Here is a 24,573-nt window from a genome sequence, read left to right as displayed (position 1 = left end):
GACAAGTTGTTAGCCTGCGGGGCGGATCATCGAACCCAGGAGGACCACGTGTCACCCGACCGCCCCACGATCGCCCTGGTCACCAGCAGGCCTCAGCTGGAGACCGGCCTCGACCGTGACCTCCCCGAGCTGGCACGCTCGCTCGGCGCGGCGGGCGCCGACGTCGCCACCGTGTCCTGGGACGACCCGGAGGCGGACTGGGAACGGTTCGACCTCGTCGTCATCCGGTCCGCCTGGGACTACAGCGAGCGCGTCACCGAGTTCGTCGCCTGGGCGGGACGCGTCGCGCGGCTCACCGTCCTGGCCAATCCGGCGTCCGTGGTGCGCTGGAACACCGACAAGCGGTACCTGGAGGAGCTGGCGGGGGCAGGGGTGCCCGTCGTGCCGACCCGCTATCTGGCGCCGGACGACACGGTCGAGGTCCCGGACGACGGCGAGTTCGTGGTCAAGCCCACGTCCGGTGCGGGCGCACGCTACGCGGGCCGGTACGGGAAGGGCGAGCGCGAAGCCGCCGTACGGCACATCGAGCGGATGCACGGCGAAGGCCTGACCGCGATGGTGCAGCCGTACATGCCGCGCATCGACGAGACCGGCGAGCGCGCGCTCGTCTACGTCGGCGGACGGTTCCTGCATGCCATACAGAAGGGCGCGGTGCTCGCGCCGGGCACGGCGTACGACGACGAGAAGATGCCGCACCCCGACCTCCGCCCGTGGCAGCCGACCCCCGCTGAACTCGCCGTCGCCGAGCGGGCGTTGGCCGCGGTGCCGGGGTCGCCCGAGCTGCTGTACGCGCGTGTCGACCTGGTCGACGGGGCGGATGACGAGGGGCCCTGCGTCATGGAGCTCGAACTCGTCGAGCCGAACCTCTTCCTCGATCTGCACCAGGCCTCGCTGGCAGCCGTGACGAAGGAGATCCTGACCGCCGCGAGTTAATCGGGTGGACGTGGCGAGCGAGGCGTGAATAGCCTGCCGCCATGTCCAGTCCCGAGTCCGACAGACTCCAGCCACCGGCCCGGCATGTCCGGTGGCTGAGCGGTTCTGCCGAAGCCGAGTGCTTCGCGGGAAGCCCCGCGCCCCTTACGGGGGCGCGCCACTGGACCCTTCGCCGGCGCGCGGACTGACGTCCCCCTTTTCCCGGCCGGCGGCCATGCGCCGCCCTGCGGAGCTTCCTCATGCCCTTTGCCCTTTACATCCTCGGACTCGCCGTCTTCGCGCAAGGCACCTCCGAGTTCATGCTCTCCGGTCTCGGCCCCGACATCGCCGCCGACCTGAACGTGTCCCTGTCCACCGCGGGCACCCTGACCTCGGCCTTCGCCGTGGGGATGGTCATCGGTGCGCCGGTGATGGCCGTCCTCAGCCGGAACTGGCCGCGCAGGACCGCGCTGCTCGCCTTCCTGGTCACCTTCCTGCTCGTCCACGTCGTCGGCGCGCTGACCACCAGCTTCGCCGTGCTGCTCGCGACCCGCGTCGTCGGTGCGCTCGCCAACGCCGGTTTCCTCGCGGTGGCCCTGGTCGCCGCCGCCGGCATGGTCGGGCCGAACGCCAAGGGGCGGGCCACCTCGGTGCTGCTCGGCGGCGTCACCCTCGCCTGCGTCGCGGGCGTGCCCGGCGGTGCGCTGCTCGGGCAGTTCTGGGGGTGGCGGTCCGCCTTCTGGGCGGTGGCCCTCGTCTCGGTGCCCGCCGTCCTCGCGATCCTGCGGTCCGTGCCCGCCGCAGCGCCCGGCACCGCGGGGTCCGACGCACGCGGGGAGCTGCGGTCGCTGCGCGCGCCGCGCCTCGTGGTGACGCTGCTGCTCGGGGCGCTGGTGAACGGCGCGACCTTCTGCACGTTCACCTACCTCTCACCCGTGATCACCGACGTCAGCGGATTCTCGGAGAGCTGGGTGCCCGCGCTGCTCGCGCTCTTCGGGGCGGGATCGTTCGTCGGGGTCACGGTCGCGGGGCGGTGCGCCGACGCACGGCCCGTTCCGTTCCTGCTCACGGGCGCGGTGGCGCTGCTCGCCGGATGGGTGCTCCTCGCGCTGACCGCCGGGCATCCGGTGGCGGCGGTCGTCCTCGTCCCCGTCCAGGGCGCGCTGTCCTTCGGCGTCGGCTCCGCACTGATCACCCAGGCGCTGTACGCGGCGACCGGCGCCCCCACGCTCGCGGGCGGCTTCGCCACGGCCGCCCTGAACGTGGGCGCGGCGGTCGGCCCCGTCGGCGGCGGCATCGCCCTCTCGGCGGGGCTCGGCCACCGCGCGCCGCTGTGGGGCAGCGCGCTGCTGGTGGCGTCGGCCCTCGTGGTGGGGGCGGTGGCCCTGGCCCGCAGGCGTCAGCCGCCGTCGGGGAACGAGAGCCGCTGGAGCAGCCCCCAGGTGAACTCCGCGACGCAGCGCCGCGGCTGACCCGCCCCGTCCGGCGCGGTGAAGGCGAGCCGCCAGCGCGTGGGCGCCGTGCCCTCCATCGGGCGGGCCGGGGCGAACGCGCGGGCGGCCTCGTCCACCGTGCACGACCAGGGGGTGAGGTCGTCCAGCGTGCCGAGCGCGGGCCCCGGGGCGCCGGGCGCGCGGATCAGCCACTCGTTCCACACCGCGCCGTTCGGCGCGCGCAGGACCTCGAAGCGCAGGCTCGGCCAGAGCGGCACCGGCCACAGCAGCGCCTCGCACTCCAGGTCGCCGATCCGCCGGGCCACGGTGGCCTCGGGGGCGCCGAGCACCGAGCGGTAGCGGGAGACCGCGCCGCGCGAACGGGCGGAGCGGCTCATCGCCTGCCAGCGGCGGTTGGCCTCGCGCATGTCGGCGATGGAGACGCCGAGTTCGTGGCGGGCCGCCTCCACCAGGTCCGGATTGTGGTCGGCCATGCGGCGCAACAGGACCAGCTGGAAGTCGAGAGGCGTGAAGGGGCCCGATGACCTGGGGCCGGGGCCGTGGGCGGAGCTAGCGGACATGGGCTCCATGGTCGCGCACCACGGCCGCTCCCGGGCGGCGCCCGCCGGGAAGGAAGAGCACCGAATTGACGTACCGGGGGCGGCGCGGTGTGAGCACCCTGCGCAGCAGCCCCTGCGACACGACGTACGACGTGTCGTTCTGGTGCGCCTCCAGGTCGAAGTCCGCGAGCGGCAGCCAGGTGTGGTGGGGCAGGACCCAGCCCTGGTAGCCGTGGTGCCCGGTGAGCAGCTCGATGATCGGCTTGATCGGCTGGATGCGGGACTCCAGCTCGATGAAGAGGGCGGGCCGGTCCCGGGTGAGCAGGTCGTGGGCGCCCTGGAGCACCGGGAGTTCGTTGCCGTCCACGTCGATCTTGATGAAGTCGACGTCGCGCAGGCCGAGCCCGTCCAGCGTGAGGCAGGGCACCTCGACCGCCTTGGCGTGGATGTCCCTGCGAATGAGCGAGGAGACCCCGCGCTCCCCGCGGTCGCCCTGCGGCAGCCAGAGCCGGGCCGTGCCGGGGCGGTCGGTGGCCGCCGCCTGGATCACCCGGACGTTGCGCGGCGTGGAGGACTCCAGGAGCCGGGCCAGGTGCGGCACGGGCTCCACGGTCACCACGCGGCGCGCACGCGAGGCAAGGCGGCGCGACCAGGGGCCGTACCAGCCGCCGACGTCCACCGCCGTGCCGCAGCCGCGCGGGCAGAGGTCGGCGAGGCGGGCGAGCTCCGGTTCGAAGCGGGGGTAGACGAGGCGGGCCAGGGCGCCGATGAGCCGGCCGGGCAGGTGCGGGGCGAGCCGGGCGGCCACGGTCTTGTGGGGCTTGGTGTCGGGCCTTTCGGGCCCCGTCACGGGGAGATCCGCTTCAGGAGCTGCTCGTGCTCGTCCTCCGATATCTGCTCCCCCGACGAGGGCAGGAGCTGCGGTATGCCGTCGACGATCGGATAGCGGCGGCGCAGCCGCGGGTTGTAGAGCACCTCCTGCGGTACGAGGGGTTCCGCGGGCTCCAGGAGGTGCAGCGGTCCCTTGTCCAGCGGGCAGGCAAGGATCTTCAGAAGCGGGTCTTCGGGGTTCATCAGCTGGTCAACTCCTTGGTCGGGGGCGTTGGTTGGGGCGGGGGCGCGTCATGCTTGGGCATGGCGAGGAGCACGGACACCGCGAGCGCCGTTCCCGCGATCCGCAGGGCGAGCCGCAGCGGTTCGTCGGGCAGCGGCTCGCCGAACGCCAGCGTCCCGAGTACCGCGGTGAACAGCGCGGTAACCGTCGTGCACACGGGGACGATGAGCGAGGCCCGGCAGCGCTGGAGCGCGGCCTGGGACATGATCAGGCCGAACGCGCCGGTGAACAGCAGGAGATAGGGATACGGGGAGCGCAGCAGGTCGAGAAAGGCGGAGCCGAGGTCGTCCGTGGTCAGGTAGCTGGACACGCCCTTGATGGCGAGCGAGCTGACCCCGTAGAGGAGGCCGACGGCGACCCCGTACTCGACGCCGGTCGTGGGCAGCCGGTGCCGGTGCTTCGCCCGGCGCTCGGCGGAGCCGTACAGCAGCACCCCCGCCGCGAGCGAGGGCAGGCAGACCATGAGGACGAGCGGCACCGGCGCGCTGCGGCTCACGGTGTCGGACTCCTCGCTCAGCGAGAGGACGACCATGAGCAGCGCGGCGAGGATCGCCCCGACGGCGTACCGCTCGCGCCCCGACGTCTGCTCCCCGAGCAGCACGGAGGAGAGCAGCAGCAGGAGCACGAGGCCGGAGACGAAGATGCCCTGCGCGGCGGCGATCGGCAGCGTCCGGTAGACGGCGAGCTGCGCGCCGAACCCGGCGGCGAGCGCGAGCGATCCGCCGATCCACAGCGGGCTGGAGATCACCTGCCGGAGCAGCCGCGCGGGGTTGCGCACGCTGACGGAGGGCATCGCGGTCAGGGCCCGCTTCTCCAGGACGAACCCGGTGCTGTAGAGGAGGTTCGCCAGCAGGGCCGCGGCCACACCCCACCACATGACGCTACGTCCTTCGGGCGTGCAGCAGCAGGATCGACGAGGCGCTGGGCACGGCGCAGGCGAGCCGGTCCAGGGCGCGCAGCGGACGCGGTACGCCGTGGAAGGGCGCACCGGCGACCCGCACCACGTCGAAGCCGGACGCGGCGACGAACTCCCGCAGCGCGCGGGCGGTGTAGAGCCGCAGATGTCCGACGACCTCGCTCCCCGGACGCCCGTGGATGCCGCGCAGGCTGACCTCGGAGAAGACGGGCTGCACCCCGGCGAGCAGGAGCCCGCGGTTGTACCAGGCGGCGAGGTTGGGCGTGGACAGCATGAGATGCCCGCCCGGCCTGAGCACTCTGCGCAGTTCGTCGAGGGCGCTGTCGGGGTCGACGAGATGCTCGATGACCTCGCTGAACAGGACGGCGTCGGCGGAACCGTCGGCGAACGGAAGCCCGCCGTCGGTGAGTTCACCGCGTACGACGTACGGCAGATGCGCGTGGGCCCGCTTCAGCGCGTCCTGGGACCAGTCGACGCCGACGACGCGGTGTCCCGCGAGGAACGGGGCGGCGGCCGCGGCGGCGGTGCCGTCGCCGCAGCCGATGTCGAGGACGACGGAGGTGCGGGCGGTGGCGGGGCCGAGGGCGTCGGCGAGCATCCGGGCCTGGCGGAGGCTGCGGGCGTCGCCGGACGCGACGGGGACGGAGGGGTCCTCGTAGAAGTCCCGCAGGTCGCGGGGTGCCGTGCTGGTGCTGGTGCTCGTCATGGTGTCGTCCCCTCCTCCGTGTGCTCCGTGGCGTGGAGGTAGTGCTCGAAGAGGTCGCGCAGGTGGGCCCCGTCGCCGCTGCTGAGCAGGGTCTTCGACCACCGCAGGGCGACGTGCAGCCGGCCCGCGGTGGACGCCGTGGTCACGGTCAGGCCGCGGGGCAGCCGTGCGGGCGCGGAGAACCAGACGGCGTGCGCGCGTCCGGCGTCACCGAAGTCGAGGGAGTACGGAACCCGCCCGATGTTGCTGAGCAGCGTGGTGGAGGTCCAGGGCGCGGCTGCTCTGCGCAGGCCGCGCGTGACGGCGGCCCTGAGGGTGACGGGCAGGACGGGCGAGGTCAGGAGGGCGGCGCCGCGGCCGAGTTGGGGCCGGGGGAGCGCCTTGAGGGCGCGGGTGCGGTCGGCGGTGCGGCGCAGCAGCGCGCCGATGTCCTCCGGGCCCCAGTCCTCGGAGGTCAACTCGGCTGCGGTGAACGGCACTTCGACGAGCCGGGTGCCGTTCCCGATGGGCATCTCCATGCTGCGGGGCCGGTCGTCGACGGGCATGGTGATCCGGAAGGGCTTCGGCCGGGCCCCGTGCTCCCGGTTCCAGTGCGCGATCATCAGCGCGGTCGCCACCATGAGCTGATCGTTCACGGTGAACGGTGCCCCCTTGGGCCGCCGCGGCACCGGGAACTCGGCGACGAGCATGCCGTTGCCGGGCGAGGGCTCGGGGGTGCCGCGCGAGACGCGGGCGGGGGGAGCCCAGCTGCCGGGCGCGTCGTCGACCGGCTCCGCGCTCTCGGGCGCGGAGGCCGAGGGCGTACGCAGCGGGGGCGCGGCGGGGGAGTTGTCCTGCCCGCCGTACAGCTCGGCGGCGGTGGCGAGGACACGGAGGCAGGCGGGGCCGTCGAGGGCGGTGTGGTTGATGGTGAGGAAGAGGACGCTGCCGCTGCCGGCGGGGCGCCCTGAGCTGGATGGGGTGACGCCCGCGTCGGGGGCGCCGGCCCCCGACGCGGACGGGCTGTCGGCCGCCCCGGAACTGCCGGGCCCGGCGACACCGGCCGCGCGGCTCGCGCCGCCCGCTCCAGCCGTGCCGCCCGCCCCTGCCGTGCCGCTCGTCCCTGTCGCGCCGCCCGCTCCGGCCGCGCCGCCCGCTCCGGCCGCGTCGCCCGAGGCGGTGGTGCTCGCCGCGTCGCCCGCATGCGCCGCACCACCCGTGCCCACCGCCCCGCCTGCCCCGGCACCCTCGCCGGAAGCGATCACCTCCAGGCGGATCGGTGGGGAAGCCGTCAGGGGCGGGGCCTCGGAGAGGGAGCGGGTACGGGCCTTCTTCAGGGCGTCCCGTTCCGGGGTCGGGAAGGTGACCACCTCCACGTCGGGCCCCGCCGTCAGCTCCCACTCGTAACGGCGGCGGTACCAGGGCCCCCGCGCCTCCCGCATCAGGATGCGCGGGTGGCGGCGCAGGGCCTCGTCGAACGCGGCCTTCAGGCGGGCCGGGTCCGGTGTGCCGGGCAGGTGCACCTCGATGTGCACCGTCTCCGGCTCCTCCTCCTGGAGGCAGTGCCGGGAGACCTCGTCGACGACGGGGAACGGCACACGCCGCGGGGGCCGCTCGGGCCCGTCCGCGTGGCGTGCCGGCTGATCGAGTGCGGTCATCGGTCCGTGTCCTCCCCGGGGGCGGACGGCGCCGCGGCTCCCGCGAGCCCGTCCGTCGTCCTTGCCCTGCGCCGCCTGAAGCGCGTGGTCCGCGTGCTGCCCGGCGGCGTCGGTTCCGGCTGGGCGGAAGCGGGGCCCCTGGCGGAGATGGTCGAGCTGGTGGCCGCCTGCGGAGTGCCGTCGGCATCCGCACCATCCGCACCAGGACCGCTCTCCCCACGCTTCCGGCGCGGCAGCGGCGTCGTCCCCAGATCCCGGTCGGGACCCGGCGCGGGCGTACTGCCGCTCACCGGAGAAGGCGCACCCGGTGTCACCGGCGGAGCCGCGGGCGGCGGCTGGTGCGAAGGCGGCGGCCCCCATGCGGCGGCCTCGCCCCCTCCACCCGTGTCCCCGGATCCCGCCGGCGCAACCGTGGCGCTGCCCCGCACACTCACCAGCGCGGCGAACAGTGCGATGAGCGCCAGGAGTTGGGCCGCGGGGCTGAAGGCACCCGCGTCCGACGTGGTCGGCTCACCGGCTCCCGTCGCCGCCACGATCCCCGCCCCGGCCATCGCCACGAAGGCGAGCGGGACGAGCAGCGCGTGTCGGCGCCACGCGAGCAGCGCGAGCGCGGGCACGAGCAGGGCGAACCAGCCCGCGATCACCACGGCCACCAGCGTCAGCGCGACCGTGCCCAGGATCAGACCGGGCGCGGGCGGCGCCACGTCGGGCCCGTCCGGGTTCGGGTCGCGGCGCCGGATCAGGACCAGGGCGACCAGGGCGAGGACGCCGACACCGCCGCCGATCAGGCCGATCTCGTAGATCCGCGAGGGCTCGTAGCTCAGCTTGACCGTGCCGCCCTCGCCCTTGGGGACCAGGAAGCCCTGCTGCCAGCCGTCGAGCCGTACGGACGACAGCTCCTTGCCGTTGAGCGTGGCCTTCCAGCCGTCGTTGATGTTCTCGTACGTCGAGAGGTAGGAGGCCGAGCCCGCGCCCACCGACACCTCGCGGCGGTCGCCGAGCCAGTCCTTGATGTCGAGGGAGCGGGACTCCTTGTCGATGGTGCCCGGCGTCCCCTGCGTCAGCGAGACGTCCATGAGGGTGAGCGGGCCCGCGTCCCCGGCCTCGACGGTGTGTTCGCCGGAGCCGAGCGTCAGGGCCGTGTTCTCCGAACCCCGCGAGCAGAGCGTCACCTCGATGGGCCGCCGCTCGATCAGGTCCCGTACCGAACCCTTCGCGCTCGTGGCGTGCAGCTTGCCGTCGACGGCGAGGTCCGGGCCCTCGCCGCAGGCGAGTTCGAAGGTCTTCGACGCCTTGGGCTGCTTCGTCCGGTACTGGTCCAGGGCCGGGACGTAGACCTCGGTGAGGCCCACCGGCAGCTGCAGATTGTCGTCCGCCACCGGGTTGTGGACCGCCAGCGGCGCGGTCTCGGTGACCTTGATCGTCAGCTCGTCCGTGGTGATCGGTGAGAACCGCGCGTTGCCGTTCTCGTCGACGCCGACGATCGCCGCGCCGTCCGGCGAGCTGATCTCGACCTTCTCGGGGCGTGTCGAGAGTCCGCCCGCCGCGGGCAGGACGATCTCGCCGATCGGCTGCTTGCCCTTCCACTTCAGGTGGACCACGGGACTGTCACCGGCGACCCAGGCCGTCGTCAGGTCGCCGTCCGTGAGGTTGCGCGGCGACAGGCTGCCGCCGAGCTTCGACGTGGAGTCGGCGCTCGCGACGATCTGGTCCTTCTGCTCCGGTGCCACCTTGTAGAGCAGCTTGTCCAGCTCGGACCCCGGCAGGGCGACCGCGCTGGCCCGCACCTCGAACTCGGCCTCGGCCGGGGTCGAGAAGCGGCGGTGCAGTCCCGCCTCGGCGTTCACCGGCGCCAGCGCGCCCGGGTCCGACGCACGGTGCATCGAGTACGTCGTGGCATCGGCGCCCGCGGCGGCCTCGCGGCCGGCGTCGGCCCCGGTGTCCTTGGGCAGCTGAAGCAGCTTCGTCACGCGCACACCCGGGACGGTGATCTCCGAGAACCCGGCACCCGTCAGACCCTCGGAGCCGATCTGCGCGTCCAGGATGGTGACCTTGAGCCAGCTCGACTCACCGGCGGGCGCCTTGATGCTCTGGCGCATGCCGTTGGGCTGGAGCGAACTCGTCCGGCTGCCCTGCTCCGTCTCCACCCGAACCCGGGTGGGCGCGGCCCGCACGCCCTCCTGCGGCAGCGGGATGACCCGGATCGAGGACGGGATCGACTCCTTGGACCGGAACTCGGCCTTGATCCAGGCGCCCTTGGGCTTGCCCGGACTGCCCTCGGCCCACGCCGTGCTGGGGTTCCCGTCGAACGCGTTCACGGGGTCGTACTGCGGCAGGTGGAAGAGCCAGCTGCCGTAGCTCGACGCCGTCACGGACTTCGCGCCGCGCAGCACCGCCGTCGTCTGGTGCGCGATCCCCGTGGTGGGCAGGATCTGATGCGGCTTCTTGCCCGGTTCCTGCAGGGCGTCGCTCGCGTTGCGTTCGCCCGGCGTGTACGTGTAGGAGGTGTTGGAGCTGACCAGGCCGAAGCGCGTGTCGGCGCGGCGCAGGCCGTCACCGACCGCCTGCAGGCCGGGGGTTCCGACGCCCGGGTGGTTGTCGCCCGTCAGGACGGAGGGGCGGTCGCGCATCGCCGGGTCGGCGGACAGCTGGAGCAGCGACTCGGGGCCACCGCTCACCACGGCCGTGTTGGAGACCGGCTTGATCCCGGCCTGGCCGGGACGCTCGGCGCCCGCTCCCGGGGCGTAGATCTCCACCGCGCGCTCGCGCGGGTAGAGGCCCTCGACCTGGAGGGGAGTGTCCTCGGGGATGGTCCCGCCGGTCTCCTTGGGACCGAAGCCGGTGACGCGGTCGAAGCCCGACTCCTCCAGGGTCCGCTTCACGGTCGAGGTCGGCACGTTCCCGATCTGGTCGGGGTCGAGGTCATTGCGTACGACGACGTAGTACAGGCCCGCACGGGTCAGGTAGTCGCGCAGGCCGGGGACCGCGCCGCCCGTCGCCAGCGCCTGCTCGACCGCGTCCATCGCGCGCCGGTTGCCGGGCGTGCCGAACGGGACGTAGTCCCGCTGCGCCCAGCGCGACTCGGCGAGCACGTCCAGGGGCTGGTCGATGGGCGAGCCCCAGGTGTAGATGCCGTGCGCGGTGGCGGGCACCACGAGGGCGCGGGAGTCGGGGGAGTACTTCTCCAGCCAGTCGGCCGTGGCCTCCCAGTAGTTCGGCAGCTTCTGGAAGGAGCCGGGCTGGAGGATCGAGCCGTTCAGGTAGGGGAAGGCGAGACCGGGCAGCACGAGCACGGCGGCGATCAGCGGGGCGAACTTGCGCCCCCGCACCGGCCGCGCCCCGCGCGCTTGCGCGGCCACCCCGACGAGGTGCATCAGGCCGAAGACCAGCGCGAGCGCGAGGCCCGTCTGGAACTTGTAGATGTTGCGGAAGGGGACGAGCCCGCCGTTCAGCCACGACTGCACGGTGTCGTGGAAGGGGGCGCCGAACGAGCCGCCGTACCCGGCGAGCGTGACGAGCACGACCGAGAGGACGGTCAGGACGAGCCAGCGCCGCTCGGGCAGATCGCGCCGCGCGAGCCCGGCGAGGCCGAGGGCGGCGGCGAACGCGGAGCAGACCACGACGACCACGGATGTCGCGACCGACCATCCCGCGGGCAGCCAGGCCTCGCCGAAGTGCAGGTACGCGACCCAGTTGCCGGCGCCGCGCAGTGTCTCGGTGGCCGACATGGTGCCGGTCGTGGTGGCCGAGTTCTCCACGTACGGAAGGAAGTTCTCGCCGTAGATGCCGAGCATCAGCAGCGGTACGACCCACCAGGCGGTGGCGAGGATGACGCCGGGCACCCACCAGGTGATCAGCTTCCGCTTGCGCGGGCCGTTCGGTCGCGACAGGAGGTACAGGCCCACCGGCAGCAGGGACGCCAGCGTCGCCGCCGCGTTCACACCGCCCATGAAGGGGATGAAGAGCGCGGAGCGCAGGGCCGCCGACCGCGCGCTGATGCGGTCGTTGGTCAGCGGGAGCAGCACCCACGGCAGCAGGGCGCCGGGCAGCGCCGCCGCCGACGTCGATCCGACGACGACGGTGAACGTCGGCCACAGGGCGTACGCCACCGCGCCGAGCAGCCGGCTGGAGCTGCTGCCGATCCGCAGCCGCTCCGCGAGCCGCAGCGCGCCCCAGAAGGCGGTGGCCACGATCAGCGAGAGCCAGAGCCGCTCCGCGAACCACACGGGGAGCTGGACCAGGTCCGCGAGGCCGTAGAACGGCAGCATCGGCCAGGTATAGCCGACGTACTGGTCCTGGATGCCGCCGAAGCCGCCCCGGTCGTGCCAGAGCTGGCCCAGGTCGGAGAGGAACTGCCAGGGGTCGACGGCGACCCCCAGCTTGGTGTCGAACGTCATCCGCCCCGGCTTCACGGCGAGGAAGAGGACGAACACCACGGCCCAGAAACCCAGCAGCCAGCGCTTGGAGCGCGGGCCTCTGCCGGGTTCGGGGGCGTCAGCCGTGGGCCGGACTGCCGCCGGGGGTGGGGCCTGCACCGTGGTCATGGACACCGCCTGAGGATGAGAAGGAGATTCCAGGTGGCGAACTCGCGTACACCCGGCACTTTGGTGATGCCGCTGGCCAGGAAGGGCCAGTAGCGGGACCGTGCGGACACGACGGTCACGTCGTTCCTCGCCCGCACCTGGCGCAGGGTCGGGCCGACGTGGTGAGCGAAGAGGTTCTCGCCGAGCGTGTGTTTGGCTGCCTTGCCGGTACGTCGTTCATAGCGGGCCCGCGCGCGGGCTCCGCCCAGGTAGTGCCAGGGCGCCCACTCGTGGCCGCCCCAGGGTGAGTACCAGTTGGTGAAGGAGACGTAGATCAGACCGCCGGGCTTCGTCACCCGCACCATCTCGCTGAGGAACGTCTGGGGGTCGTCCACGTGCTCGAGGACGTTGGAGGAGAAGGTGACGTCGGCGACGCCGTCCCCCAGGGGGAGGAGGTAGCCGTCGGCGACGACGGAGCCCTCCGGCGGTTTGGCGCCCAGTTCGGCCGGGTCCGGCTCGAAGAGGAAACTCTGCGCGCCGCGCCGCCGGAACTCCTCGGTGAAGTAACCGCCGCCGCCGCCGACATCGACGACGACGCGGTCCCTGACCGGCCCGTAGGCCTCGACCTGGTCGGCGGCGTCACGGGCGAGCAGGGTGTAACACCGCTCGGGCTCTTGCTGTTCGCGCATGAAGGCCCGGAAGAGGGTGACGGAACGGCGCAGGGACGGGTCCTTCACACGGACCCCTGAGGTGTCTGGTGGGTGGTCTGGTGCGTGACGATCGCCTCGTTGGCCACCGCCTGGAACTCGCGCACGGAATTGGCCCACCGGAAGCTGGTGGCCCGCTCACCGGCGGCCTTGCCGAAGGACCTGCGGCGCTCGGCGCTCAGCGCCAGGGTGCACCAGGCGGCGGCGAAGGAACTCTCGCCCCGGGCGAGCAGCCCCGTGACGCCGTCCTCGATGGAGTCGCGTACGCCCGGTACGTCGAAGCCGATCGCCGGGGTCGAGCGGGTCGCCGCCTCGGTGATGACCAGGCCCCAGCCCTCCACGGCGGAGGGGTGAAGCAGCATCCACGCCTCGCAGAGCAGCCGGTGCTTCTCGGCCTCGGAGACGTGGCCCTTGAACTCCACGCCGGGTCCTGCGAGCTGTTCGAGGCGGGCCCGCTCCGGGCCGTCGCCCACGATCACCAGGCGTCCTCCGGTGACGGGTCTGACGCGCTCCCAGAGCCGCAGCAGCAGGTCGATGCGCTTGTACTCGACGAGCCGTCCCATCGCCAGGAACAGCGGCTCGTCCGAGCGGGGATGGAGCGGACCCGGCTCCTCGACCCCGTTGTGGACTATTCGTATTCGCTCACGCTCGACGCCTATCGCGCGCAGCGCGGTGGCCGTCGACGGCGAGACGGCCACCAGGAGATTGCCGCGCTGGGCGCCGGAGAGCGACCAGTGCTCGAGTCTTCGGCCGAGCCGGGCCGCGGGAGCGAGCGCGCCCTGGAAGCGCATCGCCCACAGATCGGTGTGGACGTGGTTGACCAGGCACAGCGTGGGCCCGCGGTGCCACAGCGGCGCCAGGTACGGCATGCCGTTGCAGACCTCGACCAGCAGGTCGCAGTCGCCGACCTGCCGGGTGAAGGCGGAGCGCGAGCGCAGGTAGTGCCCGAGGTCACCGCCCGCCGACACGACGCGGTAGTCGCGGAAGGCGGCCGGACCCCCGCACAGGAGGGTGACCTGGTGGCCGAGTTTGCTGAGGCCGTCGGCCAGCCGGTCGACGAGCAGTTCGGATCCGCCCGCGGCCGGATTTCCGAGGTCGCGCCGGGCGAGGAAAACGATCCGGCGCGGCTGCGGGGGAGGTGCCGGAAGCCGTTGCGCGACCCGCGGTGTGGCGGTGCGCAGCGGGGAAGGCACGTGCTGGGGCATGCGTGCTCCAACTCGTCAGGGTGCGGAACCGTGAGGGTGCTGTGGGGCGTAGAGGGGGGGTGCACCGTTCGGGGTCGCTTGCGGAGGTGCTGTGCTCGGACTGTGCGAGGGCGGTGCGGGGACTGTGTTTGGGGTGGGGTGGTTAGTTTTCGCCGCCGTGTTCGACGCGGCTACTCACCGAAGTGACAACTTCCGGTGTTTCAACAGCTGACGTCTCATCACATCGTGGTGGGTTGCAGGGCGGTTGGGGACGTATCGCTATTCGGACCGTTCGACTCCGGCGCCGAACCGGGACCGTTCGACCCTTGTGTCCCACTTTCGGACCGCCGTCCGCGAAGGACGAGCACGCCTCCCGCGATGGCCAGCAGCGCACCCAGCGCACCCGTGGCCACCGGCAGCGTCTCGCCCACCAGCTTCAGCCGGCTGCTGTCGTCGTCGGCGAGCCCCACCTGCGTCTTCTGCGTCTCGGTGGTGAACGCGATGCGCTTGCTCTCCAGCAGCACCGTCGCGTCCTTGTCCGAGCCGGGGGCGCGCAGCGTCTTGCGGGGGCCGATGGCCGCGAAGATGATCCGGCCCGTGCGCTTGTCGGCGACCAGCTCGACGCCGTGGTTGGAGTACCACTCCTCGGCGAGCACGTTGCTGCGCTTGGGCTGGCCCACCAGGCGGCCCGGCACCAGGCGGGTGCCGGTCTTCGCGGGCTTCACCTTGGCGGTGAAGCGGTAGCCCTCGTACCCCTGGATCTTCTTCGTGCCGCGGAAGGTCAGCGGGACCGTCGCGCCGAGGGTGTTGTCCCACCAGGTGTAGGAGCGTTTCTGCACGTCAAAGGGGAACTTGAGGTAGGCCTCACCCTCGAAGTACGGCTTCTCGTCGCAGCAGTGCACCGGCTTGTTCGTCTTGCGGTCGGTGACCCAGCGCTCCGTCGTGAACTGGAGCGAATCGTGCGGGTCCGCGGCCGGCAGGGACTTGTCCGGATCGACGGACGTGACCACGTCCCAGACCGCGTGATCGCTGTTGCTGTCGTCCACGTCGCCGCGTACCTGACGCGTGATCGTGAGGTTTTTGTCATGAACTGTCTTGATTTTCCCGGTGTCGAAATAGCTGCCCTTGCCCTTGAAGACGGTGGTGGTGTCGATGTCCACGGGCGTGCGTTTCGCGCGTGGCTCGACGTACCACGCGAGCATCGGGGCCAGGACGAGCAGAAAGACGCCGAGTCCGAGGAGGATCAGCGAGAGGGGCGAGGCTGTGCGGCGCATTCCGGCACTCCTGGAGGCAGGTGAGAAGTGTTACCGAGCCGTATGGGGCCGGAACGCTAGGCGGACCCTTGACGAAGTGTCAATGCGTTGATGAGACTGTGCACCTGCCGGACGGGGCCGGCAGGGGACTGTGCGCACGATCTTCCGCGCGACCTGGGTGGGGACGACCTCCAGCAGAGAGGCTGACCCTGACATGCACCGATTGCTCGCCGCCGGTCTGACCGTCGTAGCCGCCGCGGCACTCGCCGTGGCCGCCGCGCTCGGCATCGTCGCTGCCCTGAACGCGACGCCCGACCAGCCCAACACGCCCCTTGTGCACTACGAGACTGCCCCTCGGGGACAGTGAGTGGCGGCCGTGCCCGTGACCGAGAGCCAGGGTTCGCTGTCCGTCCGCTCGGCCTGGCGGGACGTACCTCCCCTGCAGGTGCGGCGGTTCGCCGCGCTCGCCCTGGACGAAGTGCCCGCACTCGCCCAGGACATACTGCGGGAGATCCGCGCCGAGTACCCCGGCCTGCCCGTCGTCCTGGACGAATCGGGCGAGCCCATGGCGCTCATCGGCATACGCCGTGCCCTGGAAGGCTTCGTCCAGCAGATCGCGTCCGCCGAAGGGCGGCCGTGCTATCCGCTGGAGGTCTTCCAGGAGTTCGGCAGGGGCGAGGGCCTGCACGGCCGCAGCCTCGACTCGCTCCAGGCGATCTACCGGCTCGGTGTACGGCTCGCCTGGCGCCGCCTGGCCGAGATCGGCCAGCAGATCGAGATCCCGCCACCGGCCATGTACGAACTGGCCGAGTCGGGCTTCGAGTATCTGGACGGCCTGGTCGACCAGTCCGTCCGCGGATACGCCGAGGCCGCGGCCCGGCAGGCCGGTGAACGGCTGCGGCTTCAGCGGAAGCTGATGGAGCTGCTGCTCTCCGAGCGGCGCGGGGAATCCGGCTCCGGCGGACCGGCCGATTCCGGTGCCGGCTCGCGCTCCGGGCCGTCCGGGTCGGGCCAGCCCGGCGCCCGCAGCGCGCTCGACGAACGGGCCGCCCGCGTCGGCTGGCAGCTGCCCGAGCGGGTCGCCGTCGGCGTACTGCTGCGCCCCGCGCGCGAGGCCGTGGCACCCGCCGTCGGCCAGGGCGTCCTGCTCGACATGGAGACCGAACAGCCCCGCATGGTCGTCCCCGACCCGGACGCGGCGGGCCGCCCCGAACTCCTGCGGCGCGCCATGGCCGGCTGGTCCGGCGCGATCGGCCCGCCCGTGCCGCTGGCCGACGCGGCGAAGTCGCTGCGCTGGGCGGAGGCCGCGGTCCGCCTGATGGAGCGCGGACTGCTGCCCTCCGGCGAGGTCCTGCACTGCACCGAGCACACCGAGGCCCTGGTCCTGCTCCAGCCCGAGGAGCTCATCGAGGACCTGGCCCGCCGCTGCCTGGCCCCGCTCGCGCACTGCGGGCCCGCGCACGCCCGCCGCCTTGCCGAGACCCTCCTCGCCTGGCTGGAGACGCGGGGCGGCGCTCCGGAGGTCGCGGCACGGCTCGGGGTGCATCCGCAGACGGTGCGCTACCGCCTTCGGCAGATCAGGGAGCTGTGGGGCGACGAGGTCGACGACCCGGACCGCCGTTTCGAGATGGAGCTGGTCCTCAGGGCGAGGCGGCTGCGAGGGGAGCTCGGGCGGGCGAACTGAGCCGGGCGCTCGGGCGGGCGAACTGAGCCCGCGTTCGGACAGCCGTACGGACAGCCCTGCGGGTAGCCTGCCGCAATGGACATGGCGGTACACGCGCAGGCAGCACTCGGCGAGGGCCCCACCTGGGATTTCGCCGCCCAGCGGCTCATCTGGGTCGACATCCTGAGTTCACGCGTCCACACGTACGACCCGTCGACCGGGCACAGCTCGGTCATGGCCACCGAGCAGCACGTCGGCGCCGCGAAGCCGCGCGCGGGCGGCGGCCTGGTGGTCAACCTCCGGGACGGCGTGGGCCTCTACGACTCCGTGGCCGACGGCGGCGCCTTCCGCTGGCTGCACCGCGAGGTCGTGCCCGGCCGCCGGGGCAACGACGCGGCGGTCGCCCCCGACGGCGCGCTCTGGGCGGGCACGATGCGCTACGACGAGGGGACGGGCGGCGGCAACCTCATCCGGCTGACCGGCGACGGCGCCGCGACCGAGCTCCTCGGCGAGGTGTCCGTCAGCAACGGCCTGGGGTGGAGCCCGGACGGCCGCTCCCTGTACTACATCGACACCCCGACCCGGCGCATCGACGTACTGGACCTGCGCGACGACCAACTCCCCGGCTCCCGCCGCCCCTTGGTGACGATCGAGGAGGAGGCCGGGTACCCCGACGGCCTCACCGTCGACGCCGAGGGCTGCGTCTGGGTGGCCCTGTGGGACGGCGCCGCCGTCCGCCGCTACACCCCCTCCGGCGTCCTGGACCGGGTGATCGAGCTCCCGGTGCGCCGCCCGACGGCGTGCGCCTTCGGCGGTCCGGGGCTGCGCGACCTGTACATCACTTCCGCCCGCACGGGACTTGGGGCGCCGCACCCCCTGTCGGGCTCCGTGCTGGTGGTGCCGGACGCCGGGCAGGGCGTGGCGCAGGCGGCGTTCGCCGGTTAGGGGCGTCCGCGCCCGGCGCGGAACAGGCGGTTTGCCCCAGAGAGGGAGCCGATGCCGTTGGAACATTCGATTCCGCACACAACCTTCACGGCAGCGGCTTCCTCTGTTACCCGCGGCTCACTTAGCCTCCATGCCTCATGGACTACTGCCACCCGTGCCACAGGCACCTCAACGGCGCCCTGGCCTGCCCGGGGTGCGGTACGCCGGCCGAAGCCTGCCGTGAGTACGCGGAGGCGGTCACCGCGCAGGACGAACCGGCCGGTTCCGAGCGTGCGTACGACGATGCGGCGCCGCGCGGCAGAGGCCGCCGCCGGGAGCGTGGCCGCCGGGCGCACCGGCGCAGGCGCCGCAAGATCCTGCTGATCACCGCCGGGCTCGCGCTCGCGGCCGGCGGCCTGAGCCTGGCCGAACTCGGCATCGAGGGCCCTTCGGAGGAGCCGACGGCGGCGTCGTCGCCGGACGGGGGAGCGGGCAGGTCCGCGTCACGTACGCCGGATGATCCGGAGAGCGGCACGGCGGCGGACGCGGAGGCCGCCGCGGCCGATGCGTCGGCTTCGGCTTCGGCGTCGAGGTCCGCGAAGGAGAAGGCGTCCGAGGCGGCGAAGAAGGAAAAGGAAAAGGACGGGCGGAAGGAGAAGGAAAAGGCCGGAGAGAAGACGGACGAGGCCGGCACGGACCCCGGTTCCGCACCTCCGGCCACGACCTCCGCGCCCGACGGCACCCCAAACGCCCCGGACACCCCCGGGACGACGCGCCCCACGCCCCCGCCGTCCACGCAGCAGCCGGACCCGACGCCCGAGCCGGAGCCGTCACAGACGTGCGACCGGTTCCTGTGGTGGTGCACCTGACGGACCGGCCGCCGGGGGCGACGGTCAGCCCGCGTCCTCGCCGATCATCCTGCGCAGCAGCCCGCGCAGCGCGAGCCGCTCCTCACGGGAGAGCTCGGCCAGCGGCTCCCGCGCGAAGTCCAGCGACTCGCGCAGGCTGCGGGCGACCTCCAGGCCCTCCTCCGTCGGCGCCGCGAGCTTCACGCGGCGGTCGGCCGGGTCGGGCCGCCGCTCGACGAGGCCGCGTGCCTCCAGCCGGTCGATGATCCCGGTGATGTTCGACGGCTCGCACTTCAGCTTCTTCGCTATGCGGCGCATGGGCAGGGGCTCCAGGGAGAGCAGACCCAGGACGCGCGCCTGCGCACCGGTGAGGGCGTGCTTGCCCGCCGCCGCGTCGTACTCCTCGTAGTAGCGCGCGACGACCGTGCCGATGAGCTCGACGACTTCGAGCGTCAGGGGATCGGTGCGCGGGGGGCGGGAGCTGGTGGTGGCCATGGACTCCAGGCTACTCCGTTACTTGACATCATGAAATATGTAGGAGCATGGTTGTTTCACAACGTGAAGCATTTTCGATACGACAGCCTGCTGGAAACGGCAGCCTGAGCAGCAGGAGGACGCCCGCATGTCCGTCACCCCCACCCCCGGGTCCGAGCAGCTCCCCGCCGTCAGCCGTGAATGGCACCTCGTGCGCCGCCCGCACGGCTGGCCGGTCCCGGAGGACTTCGCGCTGCGCGAGGCCCCGGTGGCCGCCCCGGCCGACGGTCAGGTCCTGGTCCGCAACCTGCACTTCTCCGTGGACCCGTACATGCGTGGCCGCATGAACGACGTGAAGTCGTACACCCCGCCGTTCCAGCTGGACCAGCCCATGCAGGGCGGTGCGGTCGGCGAGGTCGTCGCGTCGAACGCCGATGGCCTGGCCGTGGGCGACCACGTCCTGCACTTCGGCGGCTGGCGCGACTACGCGACCGTCCCGGCCAAGCAAGCCGTCAAGGTGGACGCACAGGCCGCGCCGCTCTCCGCGTACCTCGGCGTGCTCGGCATGCCGGGCCTGACCGCCTACGCGGGCCTCTTCGAGGTCGCCTCCTTCAAGGAGGGCGACGCGGTGTTCGTCTCCGGCGCCGCGGGCGCCGTCGGCTCCCAGGTCGGCCAGATGGCCAAGCTCAAGGGTGCCTCGCGCGTCGTCGGCTCGGCGGGCTCGGACGAGAAGGTCAAGCTCCTCGTCGAGGAGTACGGCTTCGACGCCGCGTTCAACTACAAGGACCCGCGCCCGGTCGTGGAGCAGCTGAAGGAGGCGGCCCCCGACGGCATCGACGTCTACTTCGACAACGTCGGCGGCGAGCACCTCGAAGCGGCCATCAGCCGCATGAACGTGCACGGCCGCGCCACCATCTGCGGCATGATCGCGGGCTACAACGACACCGAGCCGACGCCGGGCCCGCGCAACATGGCCATGATCATCGGCAAGCGCCTGCGCCTCCAGGGGATTCTCGTCGGGGACCACGAGGCGCTGCAGCCGCAGTTCGTGTCCGAGGTCGGCGCGTGGATCCGCTCCGGCGAGCTCAAGTACAACGAGACGTTCGTCGAGGGCGTCGAGAACGGCGTCGAGGCGTTCCTGGGCATGCTGCGCGGCGAGAACACGGGAAAGATGATCGTTTCCCTGGTCTGAGGCGCGGGCATACGAGGCTCAGCGCCGGATGGTTTTCCGGCATCCGATAAAGTGATTCCACATTGTCGCGACTGTGGGCGCGCATCGCGGAACATCTCAGGAGGAACCGGCACTTATGTCCATCCAGCAGATCGACGTCAAGTACACCGCCGTCGCCACCGCCGAGAACGGCCGTGACGGCCGCGTCGCCACCGATGACGGCAAGCTCGACGTCGTCGTCAACCCGCCGAAGGAGATGGGCGGCAGCGGCGCGGGCACCAACCCCGAGCAGCTCTTCGCGGCCGGCTACAGCGCCTGCTTCCAGGGTGCGCTCGGCGTGGTCGCCCGCAAGGAGAACGCCGACATCTCCGGCTCGACCGTGACCGCCAAGGTCGGCATAGGCCAGACCGAGGCCGGCGGCTTCGGCCTGGAGGTCGCGATCACCGCCTCCATCCCGAACGTGGACGCGGCCACCGCGCAGTCCCTGATCGAGAAGGCGCACCAGGTGTGCCCGTACTCGAGCGCCACGCGCGGCAACATCAAGGTGGAGCTCGCGGTCGCCTGATCGGCGTGATCACTTACGCGGCGGAGGGCCGCACCCCGGACAAGGGGTGCGGCCCTCCGCCACGTCAGGTGACGGCGGCCGTGTGGATCGCCCGCACGAGGCGCTCGTCCTCCGGGGGCGGCCCGCCGGGGAAGGGGAACCTGCGCCGCGTGTAGCCGTAGGCCAGCCCGCTGCGCGGATCGGCGAACGCCTGCGAGCCGCCGACGCCCTTGTGCCCGATGGACCCCGCGCCGAGGAACGGATACCCCGCTTCGGCGGTGTTCTGGAACCCCACCCCGAAGGATTTGTGGGCCTGCGCCACCAGGTCGTACCCGTTGGAATGGATCTGCCCGAACTCGGCCACGGTGTCGGCCTTCAGGAGCGGCTCCCGGCCGTCGAGCCCGGTGACCGCCGCCGCGTACATCCCGGCGAGACCGCGCGCGGAGGCGACACCGCCGACGGACGCGGGCCCCTTGGCGCGCACGAGACGGGAGTTGGGGAGCGCCTCCAGATCGGTGGGTTGGGCGCCGTTGCGGTTGAAGGCGATGGAGTTAAGGGTGTCCGGCTGCGGCGGCTGCGCGTCGAGGGTGGCTTGCTCCGTGGCGGACGGGATCATCGGCAGGACGGAGCGGAAGCGGGGTTCGAGCGCCTCGGGGAGCCCGAGGTGGAAGTCGAGCCCGTGCGGGGCGCGGACCCGCTCCTCGTACGTCTCCTGCAGTGTCCGACCGGTGGCCCGCAGGACGACCTCGCCGGCCAGCGCGCCGATGGAGAGGGCGTGGTAGCCGAAGGCGCTGCCGGGGCGCCAGTAGGGCCGCTGGGTCGCGAGACGGGCGGCGACGGCGCGGTCGTCGGCGATCTCCTCGGGGCTGAACCCGCTGTCGGCGCCGACGACGCCCGCGCGGTGCGAGAGGAGCTCCCTCAGGGTGATGCGTCCCTTGCCCTCGGCGGCGAACTCCGGCCAGTAGTGGGCCACTTCGCGATCCAGCTCCAGGACGCCGTCCTGGACGAGCAGGGCGATGACGAGGTGGGCGGCGCCCTTGGTGGAGGAGTAGACGCCGAACAGCGTCCCGGGCCCGGTGTCCGGTCCCACCCACAGATCGACGACGGGCCTTCCTCGTACGTACGCGACGAGCTGCGCGGAGTGATCGGGCTTCTCCCCGGCGAGCAGGGAGGTGAATTCCCTCCGCACGGCTTCGTATCCGGTCGCGGTGGTGCCTTGAACCCTGATCTCACGGGTCATGTGTTGCGTCACCTCCCTGGGCCTGCCCGGGGCTCCGCCCCGGACCCCGCTCCGCAAACGCCGGACGGGCTGAATTATCAGCCCCTCCGGCGTTCGAGGACGAACTCGGCGGTGTGGGCTACCCCTTAGCCCACACTCAACAAAGCCCGCCCCACCTGCGGGAACACTCCCTTCGGATGGTCGCGGAACAGTGGCTCCGTGCCGAACAGGACCACACGCGATGTCGCGGCGGAACCACTCACCACAGAAGCCTGGCCCGCGGCGTCCGCGGGGCCACCCGCACCGTTCGCCGCCCGCCAGTGCCCGGAAAGCAGCGGATTCCCGGCACCGTAGGACTGCTCGACCCGCACCCCGCTCCCGAGCCCCTTGAACCACATGGGCGCATAGACGAACGAATGCTCCACCGCACCCCCGGTCACGGCACCGCCGGAATTCACCACCCGCACCACGCCATTCGCATCCCCGTTCCCGGAGACCGCCTCAACGGAAAGCAGCTTCGCGTCCGAGTTCAACGCGGCGCCCTCCGCACCACGCCCGACAAGTCCGCCCCCACCGGCGAGGAAAGCGTCGAGCCCGGCCCGAGCCCCGGAATTCAGCTCGCCATAGGAAAGCCCCGCCGAAACGAACAGCGCGTCCGCACCCGACTTCTTCCAGTCGAAACCGGCGTTGAGGACATCCGTGGAAACCGGCACCACGTCGAAGTTCATCTCCCGCAGCGCGAACAGCTCCCCAGGAGTGACGGCCGCCGCGACCCGCGTCGCGCGCACGAGCGCCCCGCCCTTCGCCTTGGTCGAGTCGAAGGCGACGTCGTACTTCTTCGCCGCCGCGCTCGCCGCGCCCCGCGCCGAGGACGGCAGAATCACACTCCCGTCATCGGCCCGCCGCACGGAAGTCCCGCGCGCCAGCAGCCAGTTCAGGGCAGCGACCTCCCGCGCGTCGTCCAGCCGCAGCCGAAGATCCCCGCGCGATGCGACCTGGCCGACCCGTGACGCGGAGTCGACGACGCGCGAGCGCACACCGGTCAGCGAGCCGCCCCGCACGGAGTCCACCGTCGCGCCCCACAGCCGCCCGAGGCTCCACCCCGAGATGTCGTACATGGTGGACACCTTGTCGCTGATGTCCCGACCGTCGGCGAGCATCACATTGGCGAGCCCGCGCTTGGGCTGACGCATGTCGATGACGTACGAACCCTCGGAGTACGAGACGCCGCCGAGCCTGAAGTCCCGTGTCGCACGCCGGACTTCGACGTCGTTGTCCAGCAGGTGTGCCACCAGGCGCGAGGCTGCCGCCGCCGAACGCTGGCCGCGCTCGCCCTTCTCCTTGCCCCGCGGAATCACGTACGCACGGGGGAATTCGGTCGTGTAGACGTCCTCCGGGCCGATGCCCGGCACCCCGGGCACGGTCTCCGGGGACACCGGCACCTGCGCCGCGCCCGTCGCGCCCCGCCGGAACGTCTCGATCTGATCGGCGATCACCGACGTCCGGTGCTTGTGCGTGTAGTCGAGCGTCGCCGTCATCGCGGCCCCCGCGATGTCCACGTTGATCGCGGAGCGGCGCCGCAGCTCCGGCACGGGCAGCTCGTCGTACTCGTCGTTGTTGACCGCCATCGGGAACTCGATGGTGTGCGCGGCGACCGCGCCGTGGAACGGCATGTACTGCGGGGTGAAGATCGGCGGCCAGTCGTCCCAGCCCTCTTCCTGGTCGCGGAAGGGGATGACGGCCGGCTCCACGCCGTCCTTCTCGGGGGTGTAGCCGAGGCCGTTGACCGCGGCTTCCATGCCGAGGGCGTTGGCGTAGGTGTTCTTGAGGAAGAGGTCGTACTCGTAGTTCTCGCCGTGCGGGGGAGTCGTCGGCTCGATCAGCGTGCCGTTGACGTACCCGTGCAGGTCGATCATGACCGCGGGCTGCTTGTCGATGGCGACCTGCCGCATCGCGCGGACCTCGGGCTGCGACGCGGTGATGAAGTCGCGGTTGAGGTCGAAGCCGTTGGCGTTGGAGCGGGTGCCCGCGATGCGGCCGTCGGGGTTGGCCGTGACGTTGAAGTACAGCCGGTTGTGGGCGAGCAGGTCCTTCGACGTGGCGTCCTTCGCCTTCGCCAGCTTCTCGATGAGCTTCAGGGCGGCGTCCGTGCCCTCCCACTCGTTGCCGTGGATGTTGTTGTTGATGAAGACCGGCGTCTTGTACGAGGACTTGACCGCCGGATCCTTGGCGGCGGCGCCCGGCGCGTTCTCGATGAGGTCGCGCATCCGCTCCTGGCGGGCGGTCTCCTTGGCCGACTCCGGCGCGGTGACCGTGACCAGGTAGAGCGGGTGACCGCCCGCCGAACGGCCCGCGATCTCCACGCTGACGCGGTCGCCGATGCCCTGGATGTCGTTCAGCTTCGGGGCTATGGAGTGATAAGGGGAAAGGCCCAGTTTTATCGACTTGTCGTCAGGATTGGCGGGAGGCGGCGTGAGCTTCTGCTCGCGGGGATAACCGCGGTTCTTGCCGCGCCCGGCATCGAGCCCGGGGCTCTTTGCGGCCCCCAGCGCCCGGTCGGCGGCGCTCTTCGGCGCCTTGGCGGCCCGGTCCGTGCTGCTGAGGGGCGAGCCCTCGCGGAGGATGTCGCGACCGCCCGGACTCGGGTCCGCGGTCGCGCTGCCGGGGGCGAGCGTGGTGAACAGAAGGGCGCCCGCCGAGGCGAGGGTGGTGAGCAGAACGGGTCTGGATGGCCGGGATATGCCCATACGTACCTCCGGGAATGAAGTCGGTACGCGTGGTCTAC

General features: G+C 72.1%; 21 protein-coding genes. 8 read left to right on the top strand and 13 right to left on the bottom strand.

Translation table 11 applies throughout. From position 1 onward, the window contains the following. Positions 1-48: 48 nt before the first annotated feature. Both ACZ6ZP_RS03665 and ACZ6ZP_RS03660 read left to right on the top strand, forming a co-directional pair. On the top strand, positions 49-933 hold the full coding sequence (locus ACZ6ZP_RS03665; protein WP_383818724.1) for an ATP-grasp domain-containing protein: 885 nt from the start codon (positions 49-51) through the stop codon (positions 931-933). A 239-nt stretch (positions 934-1,172) separates the two neighbouring features. Continuing rightward, positions 1,173-2,384 (top strand): Cmx/CmrA family chloramphenicol efflux MFS transporter, encoded by a 1,212-nt coding sequence (locus tag ACZ6ZP_RS03660; RefSeq protein WP_469405406.1) that lies wholly within the window; start codon positions 1,173-1,175, stop codon positions 2,382-2,384. On the opposite strand, the gene ACZ6ZP_RS03655 is transcribed toward ACZ6ZP_RS03660, so the two are convergent. From ACZ6ZP_RS03655 to pgfA, 10 genes are all read right to left on the bottom strand, one after another. Further along, the gene (locus ACZ6ZP_RS03655) at positions 2,312-2,935 is read right to left on the bottom strand and encodes a hypothetical protein (RefSeq protein WP_351160124.1); all 624 of its coding nucleotides are present in this window, start codon (positions 2,933-2,935) and stop codon (positions 2,312-2,314) included. The two genes, ACZ6ZP_RS03660 and ACZ6ZP_RS03655, sit on opposite strands and share 73 nt — an antisense overlap. Further along, entirely contained in the window at positions 2,916-3,755 is an 840-nt protein-coding gene (locus ACZ6ZP_RS03650) for an FkbM family methyltransferase (RefSeq protein ID WP_351160122.1), read from the bottom strand. The genes ACZ6ZP_RS03655 and ACZ6ZP_RS03650 overlap by 20 nt, the downstream gene beginning before the upstream one ends. Then, the gene (locus tag ACZ6ZP_RS03645; RefSeq protein WP_351160119.1) at positions 3,752-3,979 is read right to left on the bottom strand and encodes a Trm112 family protein; all 228 of its coding nucleotides are present in this window, start codon (positions 3,977-3,979) and stop codon (positions 3,752-3,754) included. The genes ACZ6ZP_RS03650 and ACZ6ZP_RS03645 overlap by 4 nt, the downstream gene beginning before the upstream one ends. After that, a complete protein-coding gene (locus ACZ6ZP_RS03640) occupies positions 3,979-4,884 on the bottom strand; it encodes a hypothetical protein (RefSeq protein ID WP_351160703.1) in 906 nt (301 codons plus the stop codon). Before ACZ6ZP_RS03640 ends, ACZ6ZP_RS03645 begins: the two co-directional genes overlap by 1 nt. A 16-nt stretch (positions 4,885-4,900) precedes the next feature. Continuing rightward, positions 4,901-5,641 carry a class I SAM-dependent methyltransferase gene (locus ACZ6ZP_RS03635; RefSeq protein ID WP_351160117.1) on the bottom strand — a complete coding sequence of 247 codons (741 nt, stop codon included), beginning with the start codon at positions 5,639-5,641 and terminating at the stop codon, positions 4,901-4,903. Further along, positions 5,638-7,278 carry a condensation protein gene (locus ACZ6ZP_RS03630; protein ID WP_469405403.1) on the bottom strand — a complete coding sequence of 547 codons (1,641 nt, stop codon included), beginning with the start codon at positions 7,276-7,278 and terminating at the stop codon, positions 5,638-5,640. Before ACZ6ZP_RS03630 ends, ACZ6ZP_RS03635 begins: the two co-directional genes overlap by 4 nt. Then, positions 7,275-11,822: a DUF3367 domain-containing protein gene (locus ACZ6ZP_RS03625; RefSeq protein ID WP_469405401.1), complete on the bottom strand. Its 4,548-nt coding sequence runs from the start codon at positions 11,820-11,822 to the stop codon at positions 7,275-7,277. Before ACZ6ZP_RS03625 ends, ACZ6ZP_RS03630 begins: the two co-directional genes overlap by 4 nt. Beyond that, complete coding sequence (locus tag ACZ6ZP_RS03620; protein WP_351160110.1) at positions 11,819-12,538, bottom strand: class I SAM-dependent methyltransferase; 720 nt, start codon at positions 12,536-12,538, stop codon at positions 11,819-11,821. Before ACZ6ZP_RS03620 ends, ACZ6ZP_RS03625 begins: the two co-directional genes overlap by 4 nt. Further along, positions 12,535-13,713 (bottom strand): glycosyltransferase family 4 protein, encoded by a 1,179-nt coding sequence (locus tag ACZ6ZP_RS03615; protein WP_351160107.1) that lies wholly within the window; start codon positions 13,711-13,713, stop codon positions 12,535-12,537. Before ACZ6ZP_RS03615 ends, ACZ6ZP_RS03620 begins: the two co-directional genes overlap by 4 nt. A gap of 218 nt (positions 13,714-13,931) precedes the next feature. Further along, positions 13,932-14,966 (bottom strand): cell envelope lipid trafficking protein PgfA, encoded by a 1,035-nt coding sequence (gene pgfA, locus ACZ6ZP_RS03610; RefSeq protein ID WP_351160104.1) that lies wholly within the window; start codon positions 14,964-14,966, stop codon positions 13,932-13,934. 193 nt (positions 14,967-15,159) lie between these two features. Here pgfA and ACZ6ZP_RS03605 point away from each other — a divergent pair, with 193 nt between their 5' ends. The 4 genes from ACZ6ZP_RS03605 (at position 15,160) to ACZ6ZP_RS03590 (ending at position 18,401) form a co-directional block, all read left to right on the top strand. Continuing rightward, positions 15,160-15,312: a hypothetical protein gene (locus ACZ6ZP_RS03605; RefSeq protein WP_351160102.1), complete on the top strand. Its 153-nt coding sequence runs from the start codon at positions 15,160-15,162 to the stop codon at positions 15,310-15,312. A 15-nt stretch (positions 15,313-15,327) separates the two neighbouring features. After that, a complete protein-coding gene (locus tag ACZ6ZP_RS03600) occupies positions 15,328-16,629 on the top strand; it encodes a PucR-like N-terminal domain-containing protein (RefSeq protein ID WP_361462936.1) in 1,302 nt (433 codons plus the stop codon). A 75-nt stretch (positions 16,630-16,704) separates the two neighbouring features. Further along, positions 16,705-17,553 (top strand): SMP-30/gluconolactonase/LRE family protein, encoded by an 849-nt coding sequence (locus ACZ6ZP_RS03595; RefSeq protein ID WP_399975076.1) that lies wholly within the window; start codon positions 16,705-16,707, stop codon positions 17,551-17,553. A 137-nt stretch (positions 17,554-17,690) separates the two neighbouring features. After that, positions 17,691-18,401: an SCO2400 family protein gene (locus ACZ6ZP_RS03590; protein ID WP_366462066.1), complete on the top strand. Its 711-nt coding sequence runs from the start codon at positions 17,691-17,693 to the stop codon at positions 18,399-18,401. 24 nt (positions 18,402-18,425) lie between these two features. Here ACZ6ZP_RS03590 and ACZ6ZP_RS03585 read toward each other — a convergent pair whose 3' ends face one another. After that, on the bottom strand, positions 18,426-18,875 hold the full coding sequence (locus tag ACZ6ZP_RS03585) for a MarR family winged helix-turn-helix transcriptional regulator (protein ID WP_351160096.1): 450 nt from the start codon (positions 18,873-18,875) through the stop codon (positions 18,426-18,428). Between the two features lie 127 nt (positions 18,876-19,002). On the opposite strand from ACZ6ZP_RS03585, the gene ACZ6ZP_RS03580 reads away from it, so the two are divergent. Beyond that, positions 19,003-20,046: an NADP-dependent oxidoreductase gene (locus tag ACZ6ZP_RS03580; protein ID WP_399975073.1), complete on the top strand. Its 1,044-nt coding sequence runs from the start codon at positions 19,003-19,005 to the stop codon at positions 20,044-20,046. A gap of 115 nt (positions 20,047-20,161) precedes the next feature. After that, complete coding sequence (locus tag ACZ6ZP_RS03575; protein WP_351160091.1) at positions 20,162-20,590, top strand: organic hydroperoxide resistance protein; 429 nt, start codon at positions 20,162-20,164, stop codon at positions 20,588-20,590. 64 nt (positions 20,591-20,654) lie between these two features. Here ACZ6ZP_RS03575 and ACZ6ZP_RS03570 read toward each other — a convergent pair whose 3' ends face one another. Together ACZ6ZP_RS03570 and ACZ6ZP_RS03565 are read right to left on the bottom strand one after the other, a co-directional pair. Beyond that, entirely contained in the window at positions 20,655-21,809 is a 1,155-nt protein-coding gene (locus ACZ6ZP_RS03570; protein ID WP_469405396.1) for a serine hydrolase domain-containing protein, read from the bottom strand. 125 nt (positions 21,810-21,934) lie between these two features. Next, positions 21,935-24,535, bottom strand: coding sequence for a M14 family zinc carboxypeptidase (locus ACZ6ZP_RS03565; protein WP_469405395.1), 2,601 nt, complete (start codon positions 24,533-24,535; stop codon positions 21,935-21,937). Positions 24,536-24,573 lie beyond the last annotated feature (38 nt).

It is taken from the genome of Streptomyces sp. NPDC054047, from assembly GCF_055585065.1.
Note: the sequence above shows the minus strand (reverse complement) of the source record. Positions and strands in the feature narration are given on the sequence as shown.

Bases quoted from the DNA above. Each gene is read 5' to 3' on its own strand.
- ACZ6ZP_RS03655 (WP_351160124.1), bottom strand. From the start codon at position 2,935: ATGGAGCCCATGTCCGCTAGCTCCGCCCACGGCCCCGGCCCCAGGTCA.
- ACZ6ZP_RS03565 (WP_469405395.1), bottom strand. From the start codon at position 24,535: ATGGGCATATCCCGGCCATCCAGACCCGTTCTGCTCACCACCCTCGCC.
- ACZ6ZP_RS03635 (WP_351160117.1), bottom strand. From the start codon at position 5,641: ATGACGAGCACCAGCACCAGCACGGCACCCCGCGACCTGCGGGACTTC.
- ACZ6ZP_RS03615 (WP_351160107.1), bottom strand. From the start codon at position 13,713: ATGCCCCAGCACGTGCCTTCCCCGCTGCGCACCGCCACACCGCGGGTC.
- ACZ6ZP_RS03585 (WP_351160096.1), bottom strand. From the start codon at position 18,875: ATGGCCACCACCAGCTCCCGCCCCCCGCGCACCGATCCCCTGACGCTC.
- ACZ6ZP_RS03595 (WP_399975076.1), top strand. From the start codon at position 16,705: ATGGACATGGCGGTACACGCGCAGGCAGCACTCGGCGAGGGCCCCACC.
- ACZ6ZP_RS03580 (WP_399975073.1), top strand. From the start codon at position 19,003: ATGTCCGTCACCCCCACCCCCGGGTCCGAGCAGCTCCCCGCCGTCAGC.
- ACZ6ZP_RS03625 (WP_469405401.1), bottom strand. From the start codon at position 11,822: ATGACCACGGTGCAGGCCCCACCCCCGGCGGCAGTCCGGCCCACGGCT.
- ACZ6ZP_RS03590 (WP_366462066.1), top strand. From the start codon at position 17,691: ATGGACTACTGCCACCCGTGCCACAGGCACCTCAACGGCGCCCTGGCC.
- ACZ6ZP_RS03645 (WP_351160119.1), bottom strand. From the start codon at position 3,979: ATGAACCCCGAAGACCCGCTTCTGAAGATCCTTGCCTGCCCGCTGGAC.
- ACZ6ZP_RS03605 (WP_351160102.1), top strand. From the start codon at position 15,160: ATGCACCGATTGCTCGCCGCCGGTCTGACCGTCGTAGCCGCCGCGGCA.
- ACZ6ZP_RS03630 (WP_469405403.1), bottom strand. From the start codon at position 7,278: ATGACCGCACTCGATCAGCCGGCACGCCACGCGGACGGGCCCGAGCGG.
- pgfA (WP_351160104.1), bottom strand. From the start codon at position 14,966: ATGCGCCGCACAGCCTCGCCCCTCTCGCTGATCCTCCTCGGACTCGGC.
- ACZ6ZP_RS03570 (WP_469405396.1), bottom strand. From the start codon at position 21,809: ATGACCCGTGAGATCAGGGTTCAAGGCACCACCGCGACCGGATACGAA.
- ACZ6ZP_RS03575 (WP_351160091.1), top strand. From the start codon at position 20,162: ATGTCCATCCAGCAGATCGACGTCAAGTACACCGCCGTCGCCACCGCC.
- ACZ6ZP_RS03660 (WP_469405406.1), top strand. From the start codon at position 1,173: ATGCCCTTTGCCCTTTACATCCTCGGACTCGCCGTCTTCGCGCAAGGC.